We start from the raw sequence: 21,571 nt of genomic DNA, 5'->3' as shown, positions 1-21,571 counted from the left end.
CTACCACCCCGTGGGGTTCCCATGACCGATATGTCATTGCATCTGCGCACCCTGCCCGCGCTCCAACAGCCCGACTGGTCAGACGAGCGGGACGTGTCCCGGGTACGCGACGAGCTGGCGCACATGCCGCCGCTGGTCGACTCCGAGGCGGTGCACCGGCTCGGCGAGCTGCTGATGGAGGCGGCGGCCGGGCACATCCAGATCGTGCAGGCGGGCGACTGCGCCGAGGACCCGGCCGAGTGCACCCCGCCGGACATCGCCCGCAAGGCCGCCCTGCTGGACGTGCTGGCGGGCACGATGAAGCTTGCCTCGCTGAAGCCGGTGCTGCGGGTGGGCCGACTGGCCGGCCAGTTCGGTAAGCCGCGGTCCCGGCCCACCGAGATCGTCGGCGACGTGGAGCTGCCGGTCTACCGGGGGCACATGGTCAACCGCCCCGAGCCGGACCCGGCGGGCCGCCGCCCCGACCCGGCGCACCTGCTGTCCGGTTACCGCGCCGCCGGCGACGCGATGCACCACCTCGGCTGGCGAACCCCCCGGCGGCACCGCCTGGAACTGCCCGTGTGGACCAGCCACGAGGCACTGCTGCTGGACTACGAGATCCCCATGCTGCGCCGCGAGCCGGACGGTTCCCTGTTGCTGACCTCCACGCACTGGCCGTGGATCGGGGAGCGCACCCGGCAGGTCGACGGCGCGCACGTCGCGCTGCTGTCCGCCGTCATCAACCCGGTCGCCTGCAAGGTCGGCCCCGGCATCCCGGTGGACGAGCTGCTCGCCCTGTGCGAGCGACTCGACCCGCGGCGTCTGCCCGGCCGGCTCACGCTCATCGCCCGGATGGGCGCGACGGCCGCGGCCGAACGCCTGCCGGAGCTGGTCCGGGCCGTCGCCTCGACGGGGCATCCCGTCATCTGGCTGTGCGACCCCATGCACGGCAACACGGTCGGCGGTCCGAACGGGCTGAAGACCCGGTTCCTGGAGACCATCGTCCGGGAGATGGACGCCTTCCAGCAGGCGGTGCGCGAGAACGGCGGCACGGTCGGCGGCCTGCACCTGGAGACGACGCCGGAGACGGTCACCGAGTGCGTGCGCAACGCCTCCTACCTCGACCGCGTCGGCGAGAAGTACCTGAGCTTCTGCGACCCGCGGCTCAACCCCGCGCAGGCCGTCGAGGTGGTCTCGGCCTGGCGCGGCTGACCGGCGCCGAACGCACCGCCACGTTCCCAGCACGGAGGAAGCATGGAAGACAGGATCGCCCTGGTCACCGGGGCCGCCGGGGGCATCGGCGAAGCCGTCGTGCGCACCCTCGCGGAGCGCGGCGCCCGGGTCGCCGCCGTGGACCGGGACGCCTCCCGGCTGGCGGAGTCCGTGGACCGGTCGACGGCCCGGGGGCTGCGGGTGACCGCCGTCCCCGCCGACGTCACGTCGAGCGCGGACGTCGACCGGGCCGTCGACGCCGTCGAGCACACCGTGGGGCCGGTGGACTACCTGGTCAATGCGGCGGGCGTGCTGCGGCTCGGCGAGGCCCGCAGGCTCAGCGACCGGGATTGGGCCGACACCTTCGCCGTCAACGCCACCGGTGTCTTCCACGTCTCCCGGGCGGTGGTGGACCGCATGGTGGCCCGGGGCGGCGGGGCCGTCGTCACGGTGGCCTCCAACGCGGCCGACACCGCCCGTACCGAGATGGCCGCGTACGCCGCCTCCAAGGCCGCGGCGACCGCGTTCACCAAGTGCCTGGGCCTGGAGGTGGCCCCCTACGGCATCCGCTGCAACGTGGTCTCCCCCGGTTCCACGGACACGCCGATGCTGCGCGGCATGCACGAGGGCGACACCGCCGTCCGCACCTCGGTGGCCGGAACGCCCTCGGCCTTCAAGGTCGGCATCCCCCTAGGCAAGATCGCCCGGCCCGAGGACGTCGCCGAGGCGGTCGCCTTCCTGCTGTCGGACGAGGCCGGCCACATCACTCTGCACAGTCTGACCGTGGACGGCGGGGCGACGCTCGGTGTCCAGTGAGGAGAGCACGGTGACCACCACCATCCCGGGCATTCCGCCCATCGAGTCGTACCCGATGCCCGCCGCGGGCGACCTGCCGTCGGGCCCGGTCTCCTGGGTCCCCGATCCGCGCCGGGCCGTCCTGCTGGTGCACGACATGCAGCGCTACTTCCTGCGGCCGTTCGCGGGCGGCGACACCCCCCGCGGGCCGCTGTTGCGCAACGCGACCCTGCTGCGCGAGCGGTGCGCCGCCGCCGGCATCCCGGTGGCGTACACCGCCCAGCCCGGCGACATGACCGTCGAACAGCGCGGTCTGCTGCGCGACTTCTGGGGGCCGGGCATGCGCACGTCTCCCGAGGACCGCCAGGTGGTCGACGAGCTGGCGCCCGTGCCCCGGGACTGGCTGCTCACCAAGTGGCGCTACAGCGCCTTCGTGCACACCGACCTTCTGGAGCGGATGCGCGCCGCGGGCCGCGACCAGCTCATCATCTGCGGCGTCTACGCCCACGTCGGCGTGCTGATGAGCGCGGTGGACGCCTTCACCCACGACATCGAGCCGTTCCTCGTCGCGGACGCGGTGGCCGACTTCTCCGCCGCCTACCACCGGATGGCCCTGACGTACGCGGCCGAGCGCTGCGCCCGCGTGGCCACCGCCGCGCAGGTGCTGACCGAGCTGGAGGTCGCCCGGTGACCGGCCCGAACCACGCCTGCCCGCTGTCGCGGGTCCTCGACGGCCGACCGCCCGCCTTCGCCCTCCTGCACCGGCCGCACACCACCGGCCCCGGGGTCGTCGACCTCCTCCTCGGCGACATCGCCGAGTGCGCCTCGCTGGCGGACGTGCCGCTGGCGGACGCACCGGACGCCCGGCACGAGGTGCTCGTCCTGGTGCCCTACCGGCAGCTCGCCGAACGCGGGTTCGCGGCCGTCGACGACGGCGAGCCCCTGCTGGTCCTGAAGGTGCGCGAGCAGGACACGCTGCCGCTCGGCGAGACCCTGCGCCGGCTGCCCGACCTGCCCGTGTCCCTGACCGACGCCGGCTTCGACACCGATGACGAGGCCTACACCTCGGTGGTGCGCCGGGTGATCGCCGACGAGATCGGCACCGGCGAGGGCGCCAACTTCGTCATCAAGCGGTCGTTCACCGCGGACATCGCCGGATACACGCCCGCCGTCGCCCTGTCGTTCTTCCGACGGCTGCTGGAGCGGGAGACCGGCGCCTACTGGACGTTCCTGATCCACACCGGCGAGCGCACGTTCGTCGGCGCGACGCCCGAGCGGCACGTCAGCCTGCGCGACGGCACCGCCGTGATGAACCCCATCAGCGGCACCTACCGCTATCCGGCCGACGGCCCGACCCTCAGCGGCGTCCTGGACTTCCTCGACGACCCGAAGGAGACCGACGAGCTGTACATGGTCGTCGACGAGGAGCTGAAGATGATGGCCCGGATCTGCGAGACCGGCGGCCAGGTGACCGGCCCCCATCTCAAGGAGATGGCGCGGCTGGCGCACACCGAGTACTTCATCGAAGGCCGCACGACCCGCGACGTGCGCGACATCCTGCGCGAGACGCTGTTCGCGCCGACGGTCACCGGCTCCCCGCTGGAGAGCGCCACCAAGGTCATCAGCAGGTACGAGCCCGCCGGCCGCGGCTACTACGGCGGGGTCGCCGCCCTCATGGGCCGGGACGCCGCCGGCGCGCGCACCATGGACTCCGCGATCCTCATCCGCACCGCCGACATCGATCGCTCCGGCCGGATGCGGATCGGCGTCGGGGCGACGCTGGTGCGCCACTCCGACCCGGCGTCCGAGGTCGCCGAGACCCGGGCGAAGGCGGCCGGGCTGCTCGCGGCGCTGGACGGGCCCGGCACCGCCCGCCTCGCCACCGAGCCTCGGGTCCTCAGCGCGCTCGCAAGGCGCAACGAGACCATCGCAGGCTTCTGGCTGAACGGGGCGACCGCGGACGCCGCCCCGGCGCGGGCCGTCGAGCTGGCCGGCCGCAGCGTGCTGGTGGTGGACGCGGAGGACACCTTCACCTCGATGATCGGGCACCAGCTCGCCTCGCTCGGCCTCACGGTGACGGTGCGGCGGTTCGACGAGCCGTACGACAGGGACGCCCACGACCTGGTCGTGATGGGCCCCGGCCCGGGCGATCCCCGCGTCACGGACGACCCGAAGATCGCGCATCTGCGCGGCGCCCTCGGCGGGCTGCTGGAAGATCGGCGGCCGTTCATGGCGGTCTGCCTGAGCCACCAGGTGCTCGCCACCCTCCTCGGCCTGCCGCTGGTCCGGCGGGACGTGCCCAACCAGGGCGTGCAACGCGAGATCGACCTCTTCGGGCGGCGGGAACTCGTGGGCTTCTACAACACCTTCGCCGCGCGGTCCGACTCCGACAAGATCGAGCACCCCGTGCGCGGCGTCGTGGAGATCTCCCGCGACCCCGAGGACGGCGAGGTCCACGTGATGCGCGGCAACGGGTTCGCCTCCGTGCAGTTCCACGCCGAGTCGGTGCTCTCCCAGCATGGCGTGGCCATCACCGCGTCCCTGATGACGGAGGTGCTGCGCTCGTGCACGCGGTGATCGTGTGGTGGGACCTGACCGACTCCGCGCAGACGGTGGAGTCCCTGCGCCCGTTCCTGCGGGACGAGGCCGTGGACCGCTTCGCCCGGATTCCCGGGCTGCGGCTGAAGTTCTGGATCTCGGACGCGGCCCGGCAGCGCTGGGGCGCGGTGCTCCTGTGGGAGTCCGCCGAGGCCGCCGCGGTGCCGCAGGCGCAGCGGGCCGCCGAGCTCATCGGCTACCTGCCCACCTCCGTGACCTCCTTCGAGGTGGAGGCCGCCGTCGAGGGACCGTTCACCGCGGCGGCGCTCGCCGGGCGCGGACTCGCCCTGGAGGGGTGAGGCGACGACGACCGCCGCGTCGCCATGGCGTTCGCGGCGGCCCTCCCGGGGTGACGGGTCCGCATCTGCGCCGGGCCGTCGTCCGTCCGTTCGACATGGAAGGGACTGCTGACACATCATGGCGAGGATCATCGTCGCCGGGGGCGGGATCGGCGGGCTGGCCGCCGCGCTGGGCGTCTCACGGCGAGGGCATGACGTCGTCGTGCTGGAACGCCGCCGGGCCTTCGAGGAGCTCGGCGCCAGCATCCAGCTCGCGCCCAACGCGTTCTGGGCCCTGGACCGCCTCGGCGTGGGCGCGGACGTCCGCGACAAGGCCGTCTTCATCGATGAACTGCGCTTCATGGACGGCACGTCGGGCGCGTGCGTGGCCCGCATGCCGCTCACCGGGTCGTACCGCGCGCGGTTCCACAACCCGTACGCGGTCGTGCACCGCGGCGACCTGTACGAACCGCTCCTCCGGGCCTGTCGCGCCGCCCCCCGCGTCGAGCTGGTCACGGGAGCGTCGGCGACCGGTTACACGCAGGACGGCGGGGCGGTCACGGTCGCCCTGGCGGACGGCTCCTCGGTCGCCGGCGACGCGCTGATCGGCGCGGACGGCATCCGCTCGGCGATCCGCGCTCAACTCGTCGGCGACGGCGAGCCCCGGGTGTCCGGCCACACCATCTACCGCTCCGTGATCCCGATGGAGCAGGTCCCCCGGGACCTGCGCTGGAACGCGGTCACCCTGTGGGCGGGCCCCAAGTGGCACTTCGTCCACTACACCATCGGCGGCGGCAGGTACCTCAACCTCGCCGCCACCCGCGACGACGGCGCGACCGTCGCCGTCGCGGGCGAGCCCGTCGAACGCGCCCACGTGCTGTCGGAGTTCCCCGACCTGGGCGACACCGCCCGTCGTCTGCTGGAGCTCGGTGAGGAGTGGAGGACCTGGGTCCTGTGCGATCGCGACCCCGTCGGCGACTGGACCGACGGCCGGGTGGCGCTGCTCGGCGACGCCGCCCACCCCATGCTCCAGTACGCCGCCCAGGGCGCCTGCATGGCCCTGGAGGACGCCGTGGTCCTCGGCGGTCTCCTCGACTGCGACGCCCACGCCATCGCCCCGCGTCTGGAGAAGTACGCCGCCGCGCGCCGCGCCCGCACCGCCAGGGCGCAGCTCGTCGCCCGCGAGATGGGCACCCGGCTCTACCACCCCGCCGGCGACCAGGCGCGGGCCCGCAACGCCATGCTGTCCGCCTTCTCCGTGACCGACCTGTACGACGAGGTCGACTGGTTGCACGGCTTCGGGCCCTCGGGCGGCCCCACCGGCGGATCGGTCCGTTGAGCGGGTCGCGTCCTCATCCGGCGGTGTCTCCGGGCGACAGGTCGACGATGGCGGCGACGGTGCCGCCGCCCGAGGGGCCCTGGTGGACGGCGGCCACGGAGACGAAGACGGCCGGGTCGCCGGTCACGCTCGCCGCCACCCCGCCGACGCACGCCTTGATCTGGCGGTGCCAGTGCACGTCGGAGTCGTCCAGCATGATGTTGCGCCGGCCCCGGACCGAGCCGCTCGGATCGGCCTCGCACTTGAGGAACACGTTGACCAGGCGTCCGTCCAGGTCGTCGGGGTGCGGCCGGTCGGGCAGGGGCAGACCGGCGGACCTGATCGCCGACCAGATCCCGTCGGCGTCCAGGGCGTCCCGCATGACGCCGTGCCCGATCCGGTAGCGTCCGCCGACGCCGCGCACGTTGCCGACCACCACGATCTGGGCGCGGTCCAGCTCCACCCCGGACGAGCAGGACGCCACCGAGGAGTACAGCGACAGGTCGCGGTGGATCCGCTCGGCGGAGGGCGGCTCGATCTCGCCCAGGGCCACGGCGATCCCGAGCGCGGTGGTGGAGTTGGAGATGTCCATGGACTTGAGGGTGTCCTCGGTGACGACGTCGCGGCCGCGGGACCTGGCGTCGTTGATGGTGTCCAGGGTGAGCAGCGGCGTCTTGGTCTGCACGTAGTGGACGTCGGCCGGGTCCTCGATGCCGGCGATCCTCATGGCCTCGCGGACGCCGGCCGCGACCTTGTCGACCATGGCGGGGCGGCCGATGTCCTCGGGCCGGATCACCTCGCTCATCGCCACGCCCACCGACACCCGGGGCTCGTCGGTCGCCGGGACCGAGGCGGGGTCGACGGTCGCGAACACGGTGGCGTGCGGGCTCAGCACCCCGTCGGTCCCGCCCGACCAGACCAGCGGCACCTCGGCGACCTCCTCGGGGGTGCGGGAGCCCTTGGCGAGGAGCACCTCGCGGAACGCCCGGTCGGCCAGGATGCGGGTGTAGTCGTTGACACCCCCGTTCCCCTCGGTCTTGCCGACGACGGCCAGCACCCGGTCGGCCTCGATCACGCCGTCGTCGATCAGCCGGGCCAGCCCGGACGCGTCGGTCACGCTCTCGATGGGCACCTTGCGCACTTCGATGGGTTCGGGCACCGGCTCACTCCTCCTGGACGATCGTTCCTGCCCCGCCGCGGACGCTCCGGGAGGTCCCGTACCCCGCCGTGACGTCGTCCACGTCGTCGACGGGGCGTCGTGGATCTCCGGAGGGCGGCCCGCCCGCCGAAGGTAGCCGTCGCCGGGCGGCGCCCTCACGGGCGAGAACCGCTCAAGCGACGGCACCCTTTCGGCAATTGTGCGCGGCTAGGGACGCTCGCCGATGGCGTTCACCCAGCCCTCGGCCTGCACCGCCTGAGCCAGTAGGCGCACCGTCCCCCCGCCCGGGGAGACCTGATGGTGGGCCTCGTGGGCGAGGAGGCGGGCCGTCCCCGGGTCGATGATGAGGCGCTGCTCCCCGTCGGGCGACCGCATGGACAGCGCCGTCCCCTTACGCCCCAGCAGATCGGTGACCTCTCCGACCATGGTGATGCCGGGCTGGGCCGCGAGGAGGCGGTAGAACGCCGCCCGCGTACCGGGCCGGGCCGCACCGGACAGGAGGTTCGACGCCTCGTAGAAGACCGTCTCGGTGAACGTCATCCCCGTCGGGACGCCGTCGTGGGCGATCGCCTCCCGATCGTCGGCGCGGTGCCACGCGCGCAGCAGCCTCTCCAGCCCCGCGACGTCGGTGGGCGCCTCGGCGAGGGCGCCCGGGGCGGAGCGCTGCTGGTTCTCCGTGAGCGGGGTGTGCCGGAAGTCGTAGTCGTTGGTGCGCGGCCTGGCCGACCACTCCTCCAGTTCCGGGGCGCCCGATCTCCTCCACGCCGCCTCGTCGGCGGGGCTGCGGAACGTCACCCGCCGATCCAGGCCGATGACGGTGCGGGCGCGGCTGCGTCGGTCGGCGCCGTGCCAGGTGTCCTGCGACGTCGTCACGTACGCGGTGAACGGCAGGTCCTTCCGCGTGGGGCGCCAGCCCTTCGGGGGCCTCTCCCCCGGCGAGAGCTTGTCCACCAGCGTCCGGACGATGCGCTGCTCACGGACCCGGCTGTACCAGTAGGCCCCCGTCGTGGACGGTGCCCTCTCGGCCGTGCGGGCACTGGCCAAGAGGAACGACCTGGCGTCCACGGGCCCCGCGACGACGGCGGGCGGGGTCGTGGCGTCGTCCCCGCCGGTCACGGCGACACCGCCCGCGGCGACCACGGCCCCGCCCGCCAGGCCGGCGAGCAGCAGTGACGGCCGCCTCCTCGCGCGCCGCCGTACGAGGGTGCGGGGCTCCGCGGTCATGGCGTGGGCGAGGTCGTGCTCGCGTCGGCGGTGGTGACCGTCGTCGGCGAGGGTCTCCAGGGCCGCCGGCTTGAGGGCGGCGAAGGTCTCGTCGGGTTCCACGTGCGCTCCAGAGGTCATCGGGTCGCCTCCCCGGCGACGTTGCGGAGGGTGCGTGCGGGGCGGGACGTCCCGCCGTCGAGGGCTCGGGCCAGGCGTTTTCGGGCCCGGTGCAGCCGGACGAGGAGGGTCGCCGAGGTGCAGCCGAGCACCTGGGCCGCCTCCCGCGCGGTGAGGCCGTGCCAGGTGACCAGGGCCAGGAGTTCGAGGTCGCGTTCGGAGAGCGCGGCGACGGCGGCCAGCGCGGCGTCCCGTTCGACCACGTGCTCGGCCACGTCCCAGGCGGCCAGGTCGTCCGGGCCGGTCAGGGCGGCGACGCGCTCGGTCAGCGCCCGCCGCCGACGCCCGCCCTCCCACTGCTTGCGCAGCAGGTTGCGGGCCACCCCGAGCAGCCACGGCAGCGCCGCGTCGGGCACGTCGTCCAGCCGCCGCCAGGCGATCAGGAACGTCTCGCCGGCGACGTCCTCGGCGGTGGCCTGGTCGGCGTGCGTGAGGGCGTACGCCAGGACCCGCCGGTGGTGCTCGTCGTACAGGCGGGTGAACCGGGATCTCGGGTCATCCACGAAGTCCCCTTCGGATCGGAGGATGTCGTCGTGAAGTAGTCCCGAAAGAGCCCCGCCGCTTACACGCGGATCTCAGCGGAGCGCGGCGAGCCGGTCGACGGCCTCGTCGATGACGGGGTCGCGCTTGCAGAACGCGAAGCGGAGGAAGGGGGCGCCCGCCTCGGCGTGGTCATAGAACACCTGGGTGGGGACGGCGACCACGCCCGCCTTCTCCGGGAGGGCGCGGGCCAGCTCCAACCCGTCGGCGAAGCCCAGCGGGCGGATGTCGGCCTGGACGAAATAGGTGCCCTGCGGCCGGTGGACGGTGAACCCGGCGGCCTCCAGACCGGCGACCAGCCGATCCCGCTTGGCCTGCAGCGACGTGCGCAGCCCCTCGACCCAGGGCAGCTCCTCGGTCAGCGCGTGGGCGACCGCCCGCTGGTAGGGGGCCGAGGAGGTGTAGGTGAGGAACTGCTTGACGGTCTGCACGGCCCTGACGTGCGCGGCGGGGGCGGTGATCCAGCCGACCTTCCAGCCGGTGGCGGAGAACGTCTTGCCGGCCGACGAGATCGCCACCGTCCGCTCCCGCATCCCCTCCAGGGAGGCGAGCGGGACGTGCTCCACGCCGTCGAACGTGAGGTACTCGTACACCTCGTCGGTGACCGCCGTCAGGTCGTGGTCGCGGCAGACCTCCGCGATGCTCTCCAGCTCCGCGCGCGTGAAGACCGTCCCGACCGGGTTGTGCGGCGAGTTGACGAGAACGAGCCGCGTCCGGGGGGTGATCGCGGCGCGCAGCTCGTCCGGGTCGAACGCGAACCGCCCGCCCTCGGGCCGCAGCGTGACCGGCCGACGCACCGCCCCCGCCAGCGCGATCATCGCCGCGTACGAGTCGTAGTACGGCTCGAAGACCACGACCTCGTCGCCGGGCCCGGCCAGCGCGAGGATCGCGGCGGCGATCGCCTCGGTGGCCCCGACCGTCACCAGCACCTCGCCGTCGGGGTCGTAGGCGAGCCCGTACCGATCCCGCCGCTGCTCCGCGACGGCCCGCCGCAGCTCCGGGACCCCGGGCCCCGGAGGGTACTGGTTCTCCCCGGCGCGGATCGCCTCGACGGCCCGCTCCAGCATGCCGTCGGGCCCGCCCTGGTCGGGGAAGCCCTGACCCAGGTTGATCGCCCCCGTCCGCACGGCGAGGGACGTCATCTCCGCGAAAATGGTGGTGCCGAACGACCGCATGCGCTCGACCAGCGGCTCAGTCACGGGACCACACTAATCCCCCCGCGGAGGCCCTCAGAAGCCGCGGAAGACGCCGTCGTCGTCGACGGAGTCGGCGAACTCCGCGAAGTCCATGTTGGCGAGGGAGAGGTTGTTCTCGATCGACCAGAGCTGCGAGGGGATGACGCGGATCTCGCCCGGCGGCTCCTCGCGGAGGTCGACGAAGAGCAGCGGCATCTCCTCCGACCCCAGGGTCACCGCGTCCGCCACCACAACGAGCCGTGCCTCGCGGAAGCGGGCGACGACCTGCGCGGTCGTGAGGTCGCGATGCGCCGGGTCGTCGACCGGCCCGGCGGAGGCCAGGAAGCCCTCCTCGCTGGGCGTGGCGATCGCGGCGCAGAGGGCGCCCCACCGCGCCTCATCGGAGAAGTCCGTACGTACCACGGGTGTCATGGCCCGGAACGTTAGCGGCGGGGTCCGACATTTCCGGGAGCGGTCAGATCCACCCCATGTCGTCGGCGGCGCGGACGGCGCCGAGGCGGTTGGCGGCGCCGAGCTTGGTCATGGCGCTGGACAGGTAGTTGCGGACGGTGCCCTCGGAGAGGTGGAGGGACTCGGCGATGCGGCCGGCCTCGACGCCCCGGCCGACGAGCCGGAGGATCTCGCGTTCGCGTTCGGTGAGCGGGTTGTCGCCGGCGGCCATGGCGGTGGCGGCCAGTTCGGCGTCGAGGTAACGGCCGCCGGAGTGGACCTTGCGGACGGCGGCGGCGAGCTCCTCGGCGGGGGCGTCCTTGGCGATGAAGCCGCGGACCCCGGCGGCCATGGCGCGGCGGAGGTAGCCGGGGCGGCCCAGGCTGGTGAGGATGCAGACGGCGCAGCGGGCACCGGCGGCCCGCAAATGCTCGGCGACGGTGAGGCCGTCGGCCCCCGGCATGTCGATGTCGAGGACGGCGACGTCGGGGTCGTGCGCGCGGACGGCGTCGAGGACCTCGTCGCCGCGCCCGACCTCGGCGACCACCTCCAGGTCGGGCTGCAGGCCCAGCAGCGCGGCCACGGCGCCCCGGATGAGGTGCTCGTCGTCGGCCAGCAGGACGCGGATCAAGCGACGCTCCGCAGCGGCTCCTCGACGGCGGAGCCGGGGGCGGGCAGCGGGACGGAGGCGCGCAGCAGGAACCGGCCCTGCCCGGTGTGCTCGGCGGTGAGGCCGCCGCCGTGCAGGGCCAGCCGCTCGGACAGGCCCGTGAGGCCGGTGCCGGGGGCTCCGGTGGCGGGGCGGGCGCCGTCGTTGGTCATCTCCAGGACCATGGAGTCACCGTAGCGGGCCAGGGTGATCTCGCATCGCCGGGCGTCGCTGTGCTTGAGGACGTTGGTGGTCCCCTCCCGGACGACCCAGGCGAACACGCCGCCGACCTCGGGCGGCAGGTCCGCCGGGGGCTCCGGCACGGTGCAGCGGACCCCGGCGGCCTCCAGGACGGCGCGGACGCTGGCCAGCTCGGCGTCCAGCTCGACGACCCGGTAGCCGCGCACGGCCGCGCGGACCTCGCGGAGCGCGTCGCGGGCGGCCTGCCGCACGTCGGCCATCTCGGCGCGGGCGCGGGCCGGGTCGGCCTCGGTCATGCGGATGGCCAGCTCGCTCTTGACGGCGATCAGGGACAGGTTGTGCCCGAGCAGGTCGTGCAGGTCGCGGGCGAACCGCAGCCGTTCCTCCGTGACGGCCAGCCGGGACTGCGCCTCGCGGGCGGCGTGGGCCTCCTGCAGCAGGTCCCACAGCCACTTCTGCGCCATGTTCAGCGCCGCCACCAGCGCGCAGATCGTGGTGAGCAGCGCGAACATGGCCGGCCACATGTACCAGTGCGCGTCGTCCCCGGCCGCCACGACCATGTAGGTCGCGAGGATCGCGCCGGTGCCGCCGCAGATGGCGACGAACGAGCGCAGGCCCGGCAGGCACAGCGTCGCCGCGGAGACCCAGAACGGGCCGAGCATGATCCACAGCGGGTTCTTCCCCACCATGAGGCCCATCGCGGCGGCCAGCAGCGCGCTGAGCACCAGGTCGCCGGCGGGCGCCCGGCCCCGCATCGCGGCCCGGATCAGCCGCTGGTACAGGACGGAGAACGCCACGAGGCCCACCGCGAGCAGGGCCACGAGCGGCGGCCCGACGTCGTCTTCGGCGTACAGGTCGACGAGGCTCAGGCCGAGGCCGATCGTGATGCCGACGCTCGCCATCAGGAATGTGCTCTCGGTGAGGCGGCGGGCCATCTCGAACCGCCGCGCCGCCCGCTCCGCGACCTCGGCCGACGTACCGGTGCCGATCACCGCTCACCACCTCCCTGAACACGCCGAGCGTAACCGGGTCAGCCGCGCCGGGGCTCCCAGCGGAAGTACCGCCGGGCCAGCCAGACACCCGCCGCGACCCATGCCGCGAGCACCGCCAGGGCGGGCCCGCACGCCGTCCACGCCTCCAGGACCCCCACGCTCCCGTGATCGCCGCCGCCGGTGAAGTCCCGACCCAGGTAGGCGGTGCGGACGATCTCCACGACCGGCGTGAGGGGCACCAACCGCGCCGCCTGCCGCACGCCCTCGGGCAGCTCGTCCAGGGGGATCATGGACCCCGACGCGAGCATGCTGACGAGCAGCACCGGCAGCACCGTGAGCTGCGCCAGCTCCACCGTGGGCGTGACCCCGGACAGCGCGGCGGCCAGGAGCGAGAACACGGCCACGCCCAGCAGCATCCCCACCAGCATCAGCACCGGGTCGCCGGGCGCGCCGCCGCCGAGCACGGCGGCGATGATGACCACGATGACGGCCGACTGCACCAGGTAGAGCAGCGCGCCGCTGAGCACGCTGCCGCCGAGCACCTCCACGTCCGACAGCGGGCCGCTGCGGAGCCGCTTGAGGGTCAGCTCCTCGCGGCGGGCGGTGAAGACGTTCAGCAGGTTCATGAAGACGGCGGGCAGCAGGAAGAATCCGAGGTTGCCGGTGCCGGTGAACAGGACCGACTCCATCCCCGCGGTCGTGCTGCCGTTGCCCTTGGACACCACGAGCATCGCGGCGAAGAACGCCGGGAGGCCCACGACCCCGAACAGCGCCGTGCGGTTGCGCCACATGAGCGTGGCGTCGAGCCGGGCCAGCCGCAGCAGCAGGCGGCCGTTCGGCGGCGAGACGGTCGTCGTGAGGTTCATCGGGCGTCCTCCTCCACGGCCGGGTGTCCGGCGACCCGCAGGAACACGTCCTCCAGGGACGCGCTGCGGGCCTCCAGGCCGGCGAGTTCGAGCCGCTCGACGTCGGCCCAGTCCAACAGCTCGCGCAGCGCCGCCTGCACACCCGGCCCGTTCGGCCCGCTCAACGTGTAGGTCGCCACGGGCGCGCCGCCGCTGACGGCCACCCGGGGCGGCGTGCCCGCCGGGCGCGGCAGCTCGGTCACCGGCACCCGGGACGGGACGCGGAAGCTGATCCGGTCGCCGTGCCCGGCCAGCACCTCGGCCACGGTCCCGGCCACCTCGACGACACCCCGGTGCATGATCGCCAGTCGGTCGGCGAGCTGCTCGGCCTCCTCCAGGTAGTGGGTGGTCAGCAGCACGGTGGCGCCGTCGGCGACCAGGTCGCGGACGGTGCGCCAGGTGGCGCGGCGGGCCTCGGGGTCCATGCCGGTGGTGGGCTCGTCCAGGAACAGCACCCGGGGCCGGCCGACGATCGCCAGCGCCAGGTCCAGCCGGCGCCGCTGCCCGCCGGACAACTGCCGGGCCCGCACGCCCGCCTTGTCGGCGAGCGCGACCTGCTCGAGGACCTCGGCGCGGGGGCGGGGCCGGGGCACGAGGTCGCGCCACAGGTCGACGGTCTCGGCCACCGTCAGGTCGGGGAACAGCCCGCCCTCCTGGAGCATGACACCCGCCTGCGCGCGGACGGCCCGCCGCTCCCGGTACGGGTCGCGGCCCAGCACCCGGACCGTCCCGGCGGCGGCGGGGCGGAAGCCCTCGATGGTCTCCATGGCGGTGGTCTTGCCGGCGCCGTTCGTGCCGAGCAGCGCGAACAACTCGCCCCGGCGGACCCGGAGGGACAGCCCGCGCACCGCCTCGAACCCGCCGTACCGCTGGTGCAGCCCGGTCACGTCGATGACCTCGTCCGTTCGCATGCACCCAGGATGATCCCGTCGCCCCGCCGCAGGTAGTCGCCGCTGTCACCGGTTCGGGCCGCGCCTGTCAGGCCGGGCGCATGACACCTGTCATGTCATGCTGAGGGCATGCGCGTGGCGATGTGTCAGATCCAGGTGGGCGACGATCCGGACGAGAACCTTCGGCAGGTCAGGGAGGCGCTGGCGCTGGCCGGCGACGTCGACCTGGCCGTCTTCCCCGAGGCGGTGCACCTGCGGTTCGGCAACGACCTGGCGAAGGTCGCCGAGCCGTTGGACGGGGCGTTCGTCGGGGAGCTGCGCCGGGCCGCGCGCGAGCACGGCACCGCGCTGGTCGCCGGGGTGTTCGAGCCCGCGGACGGCGACCGCGTGTACAACACGGCCGTGGCGATCGACGCGGCCGGCGACCTGGTCGCCTCGTACCGCAAGATGCACCTGTTCGACGCGTTCGGCGACCGCGAGTCCGATCGGGTGGCGGCCGGCGACTGGCCCGTGGTGGTGGATCTGGCGGGTGTCCGGCTGGGCCTGATCACCTGCTACGACGTCCGGTTCCCCGAGCTGGCGCGGGCGCTGGTGGAACGGGGCGCCGACGTGCTGGTCGTGATCGCCGCCTGGGGTCAGGGGGTGTTCAAGGAGGAGCACTGGACCACGCTCGTGCGGGCCAGGGCCATCGAGAACACCGTCTGGGTGGTGGCGGTCGACAAGGCCCCCGACCGGTCCCGGCCGCTGTCCGGCGGCCCGGGCGGGGTGGGGCGCAGCATGCTCATCGATCCGATGGGCACCGTGCTGGCGGACCTGGGGCCGTTCCCGTCGGTGCGGGTCGGGGAGATCGACACGCGCGTCACCGAGCACGTCCGCGGCATCCTGCCGGCGCTGGCGCACCGCCGCCGCGACGTCCTCTGACCGCCGCCCCCGCTCAGGGGCGCAGCGAGATCGGGGACAGGAACGTGTTGCGGGGCCCGTCCGACAGCGGCCCGGGGACGTGGGCGCGTTCGAGTCGCAGGGCGGTGCCGATGGCCTCGCCGAGGGCGGCGGCGCCCGCCTCGACGGCGTCCCAGGGCAGCCCGCCGTCGAAGGGCGCGACCATGATGCGGCCTCCGTCGGCGTCCAGTTCCCAGACGCCGGCGGCGACCCCGTCGACGATCACGACCGAGGTGGCGTTGCCGCTCTTGTCGTAGACGCGCGGGTAGTCCTCCTCGCGGACCTGCCGGGAGCGTCCGCCGTTGTTGGCGTACCCCATGAAGTACGCGTCCCAGACGGGGAGCAGCCGGGTGCCGTGACCCGCGGCGGGGTCGAGGGCCGCGAGCGTGTCCGCCTCGTCGCTCAGCACCCAGGCGTCCCCGCCGTCGAGCGACACCGCCGTGATCTCGTCGCCGAGGGCCTGGATCGTGGGGACGGTGTCGCGCTTGGTCCAGCCGGTCCACCACTTGAGGTCGTCGGTGGTCGCGGGTCCGTACGCGCGCAGGTAGCGGCGGGCCACCTCGACGCGTGCGGCCGCCGGGTCCACGTCCTCGACGGGCGCGCCGACCCAGTCGGCCCAGCGCGCGTAGGGGTACAGGTCGCTGCGCCAGGTGCCACGGGCCCTGGTGCGGACGATGCGCCCGTACCGGCCGAGCAGCGCGACCGTCATCTGGAGGGCGTTGCGGTTGCCGGGGAGGTCGCCGCCGAGCACGGCGCGGATCTCCTGGACGGTCATGGGCTCGCGGCCGTGCAGGGCCGCCTCGATCCGGTCGGCGAGGGCGAGCGTCTCGGCCTCGGTCATCTCGGCGTACTTGGCGATGCGGACGAGGGTCTTGTCGCGGGCCTCCCCCGTGCAGGCGAACAGCGCGGGGAGCAGGTCCAGGGGCTCGATGTAGGCCATCCCCCGCATCGCCCGCGTCCGCACCACGCTGCGTTCCTCGTACAGCTCACGGTCGAGGTCGGCGACCCGGAACCCGGGGACCCGCGCGGCGCACGACAGGTAGCAGGTCGGCGCGGTGCCGTAGACGCCGCCCGTGGCGGCCACGGCCTCCAGGACGGAGCCGAGCCCCTCCCCCGCCAGCCCCTGCTTGACGAGCACGTGCGTGCGCGCCCGCGCCACGGAGACGACCGGTGACATCGCGAACCTCCCGAACGGCGTGGTGACCTCACGATCATCGCGCATCCGCCGCGACGTCGCGCCCGCTCAGGCGGTGACCTCCCGGCGGTAGGCGTGCGGGGTCGTCCCGTACCTGCGGCGGAACGCGGTGGTCAGGTGGCTCTGGCTGGAGAAGCCGACCTGGTGGGCGATGTCGGCGATCGGCCGGCGCCCGTCGGCGCGGAGCAGCCCGGCCGCCCTCTCCAGACGGCGTTCCAGGACGTACCGGTGCGGGGACAGGCCGGTCGCCGCCTTGAAGCAGCGGCCGAACCGGTACCGGTCGACGCCGGCCAGATCGGCGAGCGTCGCGATCCGGAGGTCCTCGCCGAGGTTGTCGTGCAGATGTTCCAGGACGCGGCGCAGCACGGCGCCGGGCATCGGGGGGGTCGGCCGGCGGAGGGCCCTCGGCGCCGCGTCGGAGTGGCGGCGCAGCAGGTGCAGCATCAGCGCGCCCGCGACGCCGTCGGCGAACAGGTCGCCGGCGTCCTCGCCCCGCCGCGTCTCCTCCGCCAGCACGTGCACGAGATGGTGGACGAACGGGTCGGGCCGGTTGGTGAAGCCGATGAAGTCCACCTGCGCCGGCAGCTCCTCCAGCGGGCCGAGCACGTCCGGGTCGAGGCGGATCGACGCGTAGGCGATGCCCTCGCCCTCGTAGTGCGACCAGCGCCGCCGCGAGCCCGGGATGAACGTGGTGGCCCCCGGGCACTCGGGGCCCTCGTGACGCCGCTCCCCCTCCAGCTCGGCGACGGTCCACCCGCCCGACCCCGGCAGGGTCACGAAGAGCTGGTGCTCGGACCGCCGGGTGAGGCCCTCGGCCTCGCCGTCGACCCGCCAGCGGGCCAGCGCGAACCGCAGCGCGCCCCACGTCCGTTCCGTGCGTCCGAGGTCGTCGCCGCCGTACCGGTGCACCGTCGCCGTCATGCCGCAGATCGTGGCAGCGGCGGGGTGTAGGCGAGTTAAAGGTGATCGAGCTCCGAGGAGTCCCGGCCGCCGGACAGCAGCCGATAGCCGGGGCCCCGGTCGAAGAACGGCGCCGGCCCCCGCGCCTCCGACAGCCGCCGCCGCAGGTCGTCGGTCGCGGCCTCGTCCACCTCGCCGCCGGTCAGGACGACGCCGTAGTCGTCGCGGGCGCCCTCCGGCGAGACCTTGCCGTCGCGGACGTCGCGGGCGACGGCGAGCGGGTCGCGGCGCAGCGGGTCGCCCCAGCCGCCGCCCCCGGTGGTGCGGATCCGGATGACCTGCCCGGCGCGCACCGGCTCGTCGTCGACCAGCCCCGGCATCTCGCGGCCGTCGATCTCCACCCGGAACGGCCGCCCGGCCCGCCCCCCGTCGACGCCCCAGCACGACAGGAGGGAACGGTCGGCGATCGACATGAAGCGGGCGTCGCGCAGCATCCGGATGTGCTTGTCGTAGCCCAGCCCGCCGCGCCGCTCGCCCGGCCCCCCGGAGTCGACGGCCAGGCCGAGCCGCTCCACCACGAAAGGCCACCGGGACTCGGCGAACTCGACCGGGATGTTGCGGGAGTCGGGGACGATGTGGATGGTGTCCTCGCCGTCGGCGTAGTACCGGCCGCCCGACCCGCCTCCCAGCACCTCGCGCATCAGGTACGGCCCGGAGTCGTCCTCCCCGTACACGCCGGTGTAGCGGATGGTCTCCTGGTCGGCGGGCATCCGGCCGCCGGTGGCCTTGGCCAGCACCCCCGCCAGCACGCCCAGCAGCCGCAGGATCACGAAGGTGCGGGCGTTGGTGGGGGCCGGGAAGATCGGCGTGAGCAGTGTCCCCTTCTCGGGGAAGCGCATCTCGATGAGGGGCACCACGCCCTCGTTGACGTCCAGCTCGGCCATGCGCTCCGGGGTGTCGGCGAGGTTGCGCAGGACGGGCGCCAGCCACTTCTTCAGGAAGACCCCGTCGGCGTAGTCGCCCGCGTGGTTGATGGGCCCCTTGGCCTGCGGGGAGGTGCCGGTGAAGTCGATGACGATCCGGTCGGGGGTCTTGGTGAGCGTGATGCGCTGGGTGTGCAGGCGGGGCGGGTCGACACCGTCGTGCTCGGCGTAGTCCTCCCACGCGTACGTGCCGTCGGGGATGCGGGCGAGGACCTCGCGGCGGAACGTCTCGGTGGTCCGGTCGATGATGGCGTCGAAGCACGCCTCGACCTGCGCGCGCCCGTACCGGTCGAACAGCTCGGCGAGCCGTCGCGCGCCCATCAGGCAGGCGGAGCACTCGGCGTCGAGGTCGCCGGCGAGGGAGTCGGGCATCCGCGAGTTGCGGGTCATGATGCGCAGCGCGGCCTCGTTGGGCACGCCCTGATCCCACAGCCGGATCGGGGGCACCATCAGGCCCTCCTCGAAGGCGCTGCGGGCGTGGCTGGGCATGGAGCCGGGAACGGAGCCGCCGATGTCGTCGTGGTGCCCGAACGCCTGGACGAACGCCACCACCTCGCCGTCGTGGAAGACGGGCACGGTGACGCACAGGTCGGGCAGGTGCCCGATGCCGCCCTCGGACAGGTAGACGTCGTTGTGGAAGAACACGTCGCCCGGGCGCATGGACTCGATCGGGAAGTCCCGCACGATCGGCTGGACCAGCGCCGAGTACGAGCGGCCCGTCAGCTTCCGCAGGGCGCGGTCGTGGACGCCCGCCCGGAAGTCGTGGGCGTCGCGGATCATCGGGGAGCGGGCGGTGCGGGCGATGGCCGTCTCGACCTCGCGTTCCACGGACGCCAGCGTCCCCTCGACGATCTCCAGGACGATCGGGTCGGCCTTCACGCGCGGGTCACCACCAGGTTGCCGTAGGAGTCCGTGCGGGCCGCGAACCCCGGGTGCAGCGGCACGGTCGAGCCGAACTCCTCGATCACCGCCGGTCCTCGGAGGACGTCCCCGGGGGCGAGGAGTTCACGCCGGTAGATCGGGGTCTCGGCCCAAGCGTCGAAATGAACCTCGCGCAGCCCGGTGCGGGCGCGTTCCGGGTCGCCGTCGCCGGGCGGGCGCTCCTCCAGCCGGGGCCGCACGATCGGGCCGACGCCGGAGACCCGCAGGTTGACCCACTCGACCGCGTGCCGTTCGCCGTCGTCGCGATGGCAGTAGCCGTACAGCGCCTCGTGGGCGTCGTGGAAGCGTCGGACGACCTCGGCGCGGAACGCGTCGTCGACGGGCCCGTCCGGCGCGGCGACGCGCACCTCGAACGCCTGCCCGTAGTAGCGCAGGTCCGCCGAGCGCAGGTGCCGGTGGCGGTCGGCCGGGAAGCCCTCGCGGTGCAGGGCCTCGGTGGCCCGCCGTTCCAGGTCGGCGTACGTCGCGGTCAGGACGCCCGTGGCGAGGTCGGCGTCGCGGGCCACCCGGGTCTGCACGAAGTCGCTCCTGACGTCCACGGTGAGCAGGCCGAAGGCCGACAGGTTCCCGGGGTTCTCCGGGATGATCGCGGCGGGGAGCCCGAGGACGTCGACCAGCGTGCAGGCGAGCAGCGGACCCGAGCCGCCGAACGCCACCATCGGGTGGTCGCGGACGTCCAGACCCCGCTGCACGGTGATCCGCCGGATGGCGTTGGCCTGGTTCCATGCGCTGATCTCCAGGATCCCGGCGGCGCACCGTTCGGGGTCCAGGCCCAGCTCTTCGCCGAGGCGGGCCAGTCCGGCGCGGGCCGCCGCCACCTCCAGCGGGATCTGCCCGCCGAGCAGGTGCGGCGGGATGCGGCCGAGGAACGCGTGGGCGTCGGTGACCGTGGGCGCGCCGTCCGTCCGCCTGCCGTAGCAGAGGGGCCCCGGGTCGGCCCCCGCCGAGGCGGGCCCCACCTTGAGGGTGCCGCCGGGCGACAGGTGGGCCAGCGACCCGCCGCCCGCGCCGACCGTGACGACGTCGACCATCGGGATCTTGGACGGGTAGCGGCCCACCGAGCCCTCGGTGGTCAGCGTCGGCTCGCCGTCGAGGACCACCGCCACGTCGGTGGACGTGCCGCCGCCGTCCAGGGTGATCACCGAGCGGTGGCCGCCGGCGCCCGCCACCAGGGCCGCGCCCAGCGCCCCGGCGGCCGGGCCGGACAGCACCGTGGTGATGGGCTGGTGCACGACCTCCTCGGCCGACAGCACTCCCCCGTTGCTCTTCATGACATGGAACGGCGGCGCGCCGAGGGACTCCAGGCGGCGGGCGATCCGGTCGATGTAGCGGGACATCGTGGGCTTGACCGCCGCGTCCACCAGCGTGGTGACCGCTCGTTCGTACTCGCGGTACTCGCGCAGCACCTCACAGGACAGCGACACCACCGCGTCCGGGTGCTCACGGCGCAGCACCTCCCGCATCGCCAGCTCGTGGCGCGGGTCGGCGTAGGAGTGCAGGAGGCACACGCCGATCGACGTGACGCCCCTTTCCCGGAACCACCGGGCCGCCGCGACCGCGCCCTCCTCGTCGAACGGGCGCAGCTCCGCGCCGGTGTGGTCGAGCCTGCCGCCGACGGTCCGCACCCGGTGCAGCGGAACGATCCGGGGCGGCTTGACCCAGAAGTAGGAGTTGCCGTAGCCGTCGGGGACGCTCTGTCGGGCGATCTCCAAGAGGAACTCGAAGCCCTCGGTGGTGATGAACCCGAGGTCGCCGATCCGGTCCTCCAGGAGCTGGTTGGTGGCCACGGTGGTGCCGTGGGCCAGCGCCGACACGTCCCCGCCCGCGGCCCCCAGCAGGTCGAGGGCCTCGCCGACCGCGGTCATGAAGCCCTCGGCGGGGTCGTCGGGCGTGGACGGTGTCTTGGTGGCGACGACGCGTCCCGAGTCCTCGTCGAGGGCGACCACGTCCGTGAACGTGCCGCCGGTGTCGATCCCGATCCGGATACGCCGCTGTGCCCGCATGAGGTCAGATCTACCGTCGGTCGGGCCATCGCGGAACCGTCGAGAATTGCCAAGGGATGGTCTCGTGTTTCGGGATCGTGACATC

20 protein-coding genes are annotated in these 21,571 nt (G+C 73.8%); 7 read left to right on the top strand and 13 right to left on the bottom strand.

Annotated features, from left to right (window positions below):
* The first annotated feature begins 30 nt into the window (after nucleotides 1-30).
* The 6 genes from DFJ69_RS25440 to DFJ69_RS25415 all read left to right on the top strand — a co-directional run bounded on the left by DFJ69_RS25440 (nucleotide 31) and on the right by DFJ69_RS25415 (nucleotide 6,201).
* The gene (locus DFJ69_RS25440; RefSeq protein ID WP_342769881.1) at nucleotides 31-1,191 is read left to right on the top strand and encodes a 3-deoxy-7-phosphoheptulonate synthase; all 1,161 of its coding nucleotides are present in this window, start codon (nucleotides 31-33) and stop codon (nucleotides 1,189-1,191) included.
* A gap of 42 nt (nucleotides 1,192-1,233) precedes the next feature.
* Nucleotides 1,234-2,007, top strand: a complete 774-nt coding sequence (locus DFJ69_RS25435) for a 2,3-dihydro-2,3-dihydroxybenzoate dehydrogenase (RefSeq protein ID WP_116024925.1) — start codon at nucleotides 1,234-1,236, stop codon at nucleotides 2,005-2,007.
* A gap of 22 nt (nucleotides 2,008-2,029) precedes the next feature.
* Nucleotides 2,030-2,677 (top strand): isochorismatase family protein, encoded by a 648-nt coding sequence (locus DFJ69_RS25430; RefSeq protein WP_116026905.1) that lies wholly within the window; start codon nucleotides 2,030-2,032, stop codon nucleotides 2,675-2,677.
* The gene (locus tag DFJ69_RS25425; protein ID WP_116024924.1) at nucleotides 2,674-4,563 is read left to right on the top strand and encodes an anthranilate synthase family protein; all 1,890 of its coding nucleotides are present in this window, start codon (nucleotides 2,674-2,676) and stop codon (nucleotides 4,561-4,563) included. Before DFJ69_RS25430 ends, DFJ69_RS25425 begins: the two co-directional genes overlap by 4 nt.
* The gene (locus tag DFJ69_RS25420; protein WP_116024923.1) at nucleotides 4,551-4,883 is read left to right on the top strand and encodes a hypothetical protein; all 333 of its coding nucleotides are present in this window, start codon (nucleotides 4,551-4,553) and stop codon (nucleotides 4,881-4,883) included. The genes DFJ69_RS25425 and DFJ69_RS25420 overlap by 13 nt, the downstream gene beginning before the upstream one ends.
* Nucleotides 4,884-5,001: 118 nt before the next feature.
* On the top strand, nucleotides 5,002-6,201 hold the full coding sequence (locus DFJ69_RS25415; RefSeq protein WP_116024922.1) for a 3-hydroxybenzoate 6-monooxygenase: 1,200 nt from the start codon (nucleotides 5,002-5,004) through the stop codon (nucleotides 6,199-6,201).
* 13 nt (nucleotides 6,202-6,214) lie between these two features.
* Here DFJ69_RS25415 and bar read toward each other — a convergent pair whose 3' ends face one another.
* The 9 genes from bar to DFJ69_RS25365 form a co-directional block, all read right to left on the bottom strand.
* Entirely contained in the window at nucleotides 6,215-7,339 is a 1,125-nt protein-coding gene (gene bar, locus DFJ69_RS25410) for a barbiturase (RefSeq protein WP_116024921.1), read from the bottom strand.
* Nucleotides 7,340-7,546: 207 nt separating this feature from the next.
* Nucleotides 7,547-8,683 carry a CU044_5270 family protein gene (locus tag DFJ69_RS25405; protein ID WP_170177775.1) on the bottom strand — a complete coding sequence of 379 codons (1,137 nt, stop codon included), beginning with the start codon at nucleotides 8,681-8,683 and terminating at the stop codon, nucleotides 7,547-7,549.
* Nucleotides 8,680-9,225, bottom strand: coding sequence for an RNA polymerase sigma factor (locus DFJ69_RS25395; protein ID WP_170177774.1), 546 nt, complete (start codon nucleotides 9,223-9,225; stop codon nucleotides 8,680-8,682). The genes DFJ69_RS25405 and DFJ69_RS25395 overlap by 4 nt, the downstream gene beginning before the upstream one ends.
* A gap of 72 nt (nucleotides 9,226-9,297) precedes the next feature.
* Nucleotides 9,298-10,461 (bottom strand): pyridoxal phosphate-dependent aminotransferase, encoded by a 1,164-nt coding sequence (locus DFJ69_RS25390; RefSeq protein ID WP_116024917.1) that lies wholly within the window; start codon nucleotides 10,459-10,461, stop codon nucleotides 9,298-9,300.
* Nucleotides 10,462-10,491: 30 nt separating this feature from the next.
* Complete coding sequence (locus tag DFJ69_RS25385) at nucleotides 10,492-10,869, bottom strand: DUF6924 domain-containing protein (protein ID WP_211328734.1); 378 nt, start codon at nucleotides 10,867-10,869, stop codon at nucleotides 10,492-10,494.
* A 43-nt stretch (nucleotides 10,870-10,912) separates the two neighbouring features.
* On the bottom strand, nucleotides 10,913-11,518 hold the full coding sequence (locus tag DFJ69_RS25380) for a response regulator transcription factor (RefSeq protein ID WP_116024916.1): 606 nt from the start codon (nucleotides 11,516-11,518) through the stop codon (nucleotides 10,913-10,915).
* Nucleotides 11,515-12,729: a sensor histidine kinase gene (locus tag DFJ69_RS25375; protein WP_116024915.1), complete on the bottom strand. Its 1,215-nt coding sequence runs from the start codon at nucleotides 12,727-12,729 to the stop codon at nucleotides 11,515-11,517. The genes DFJ69_RS25380 and DFJ69_RS25375 overlap by 4 nt, the downstream gene beginning before the upstream one ends.
* A gap of 38 nt (nucleotides 12,730-12,767) precedes the next feature.
* The gene (locus DFJ69_RS25370; RefSeq protein ID WP_116024914.1) at nucleotides 12,768-13,595 is read right to left on the bottom strand and encodes an ABC transporter permease; all 828 of its coding nucleotides are present in this window, start codon (nucleotides 13,593-13,595) and stop codon (nucleotides 12,768-12,770) included.
* The gene (locus tag DFJ69_RS25365; protein WP_116024913.1) at nucleotides 13,592-14,545 is read right to left on the bottom strand and encodes an ABC transporter ATP-binding protein; all 954 of its coding nucleotides are present in this window, start codon (nucleotides 14,543-14,545) and stop codon (nucleotides 13,592-13,594) included. Before DFJ69_RS25365 ends, DFJ69_RS25370 begins: the two co-directional genes overlap by 4 nt.
* 108 nt (nucleotides 14,546-14,653) lie before the next feature.
* On the opposite strand from DFJ69_RS25365, the gene DFJ69_RS25360 reads away from it, so the two are divergent.
* Nucleotides 14,654-15,445: a carbon-nitrogen hydrolase family protein gene (locus tag DFJ69_RS25360; RefSeq protein ID WP_116024912.1), complete on the top strand. Its 792-nt coding sequence runs from the start codon at nucleotides 14,654-14,656 to the stop codon at nucleotides 15,443-15,445.
* A gap of 13 nt (nucleotides 15,446-15,458) precedes the next feature.
* Here DFJ69_RS25360 and DFJ69_RS25355 read toward each other — a convergent pair whose 3' ends face one another.
* From DFJ69_RS25355 to DFJ69_RS25340, 4 genes are read right to left on the bottom strand one after another with little or no spacing between them, the layout of a single operon-like run.
* A complete protein-coding gene (locus tag DFJ69_RS25355; protein ID WP_116024911.1) occupies nucleotides 15,459-16,685 on the bottom strand; it encodes a winged helix DNA-binding domain-containing protein in 1,227 nt (408 codons plus the stop codon).
* A gap of 21 nt (nucleotides 16,686-16,706) precedes the next feature.
* Nucleotides 16,707-17,579, bottom strand: coding sequence for a helix-turn-helix domain-containing protein (locus DFJ69_RS25350; protein WP_116024910.1), 873 nt, complete (start codon nucleotides 17,577-17,579; stop codon nucleotides 16,707-16,709).
* Nucleotides 17,580-17,614: 35 nt separating this feature from the next.
* The gene (locus DFJ69_RS25345; RefSeq protein WP_116024909.1) at nucleotides 17,615-19,420 is read right to left on the bottom strand and encodes a hydantoinase B/oxoprolinase family protein; all 1,806 of its coding nucleotides are present in this window, start codon (nucleotides 19,418-19,420) and stop codon (nucleotides 17,615-17,617) included.
* Nucleotides 19,417-21,486 carry a hydantoinase/oxoprolinase family protein gene (locus DFJ69_RS25340; protein WP_116024908.1) on the bottom strand — a complete coding sequence of 690 codons (2,070 nt, stop codon included), beginning with the start codon at nucleotides 21,484-21,486 and terminating at the stop codon, nucleotides 19,417-19,419. The genes DFJ69_RS25345 and DFJ69_RS25340 overlap by 4 nt, the downstream gene beginning before the upstream one ends.
* Nucleotides 21,487-21,571: the final 85 nt, after the last annotated feature.

The sequence above is a fragment of the Thermomonospora umbrina genome, from assembly GCF_003386555.1.
GTDB lineage: Bacteria > Actinomycetota > Actinomycetes > Streptosporangiales > Streptosporangiaceae > Thermomonospora > Thermomonospora umbrina.
This window is presented reverse-complemented; position numbering and strand designations above follow the sequence as displayed.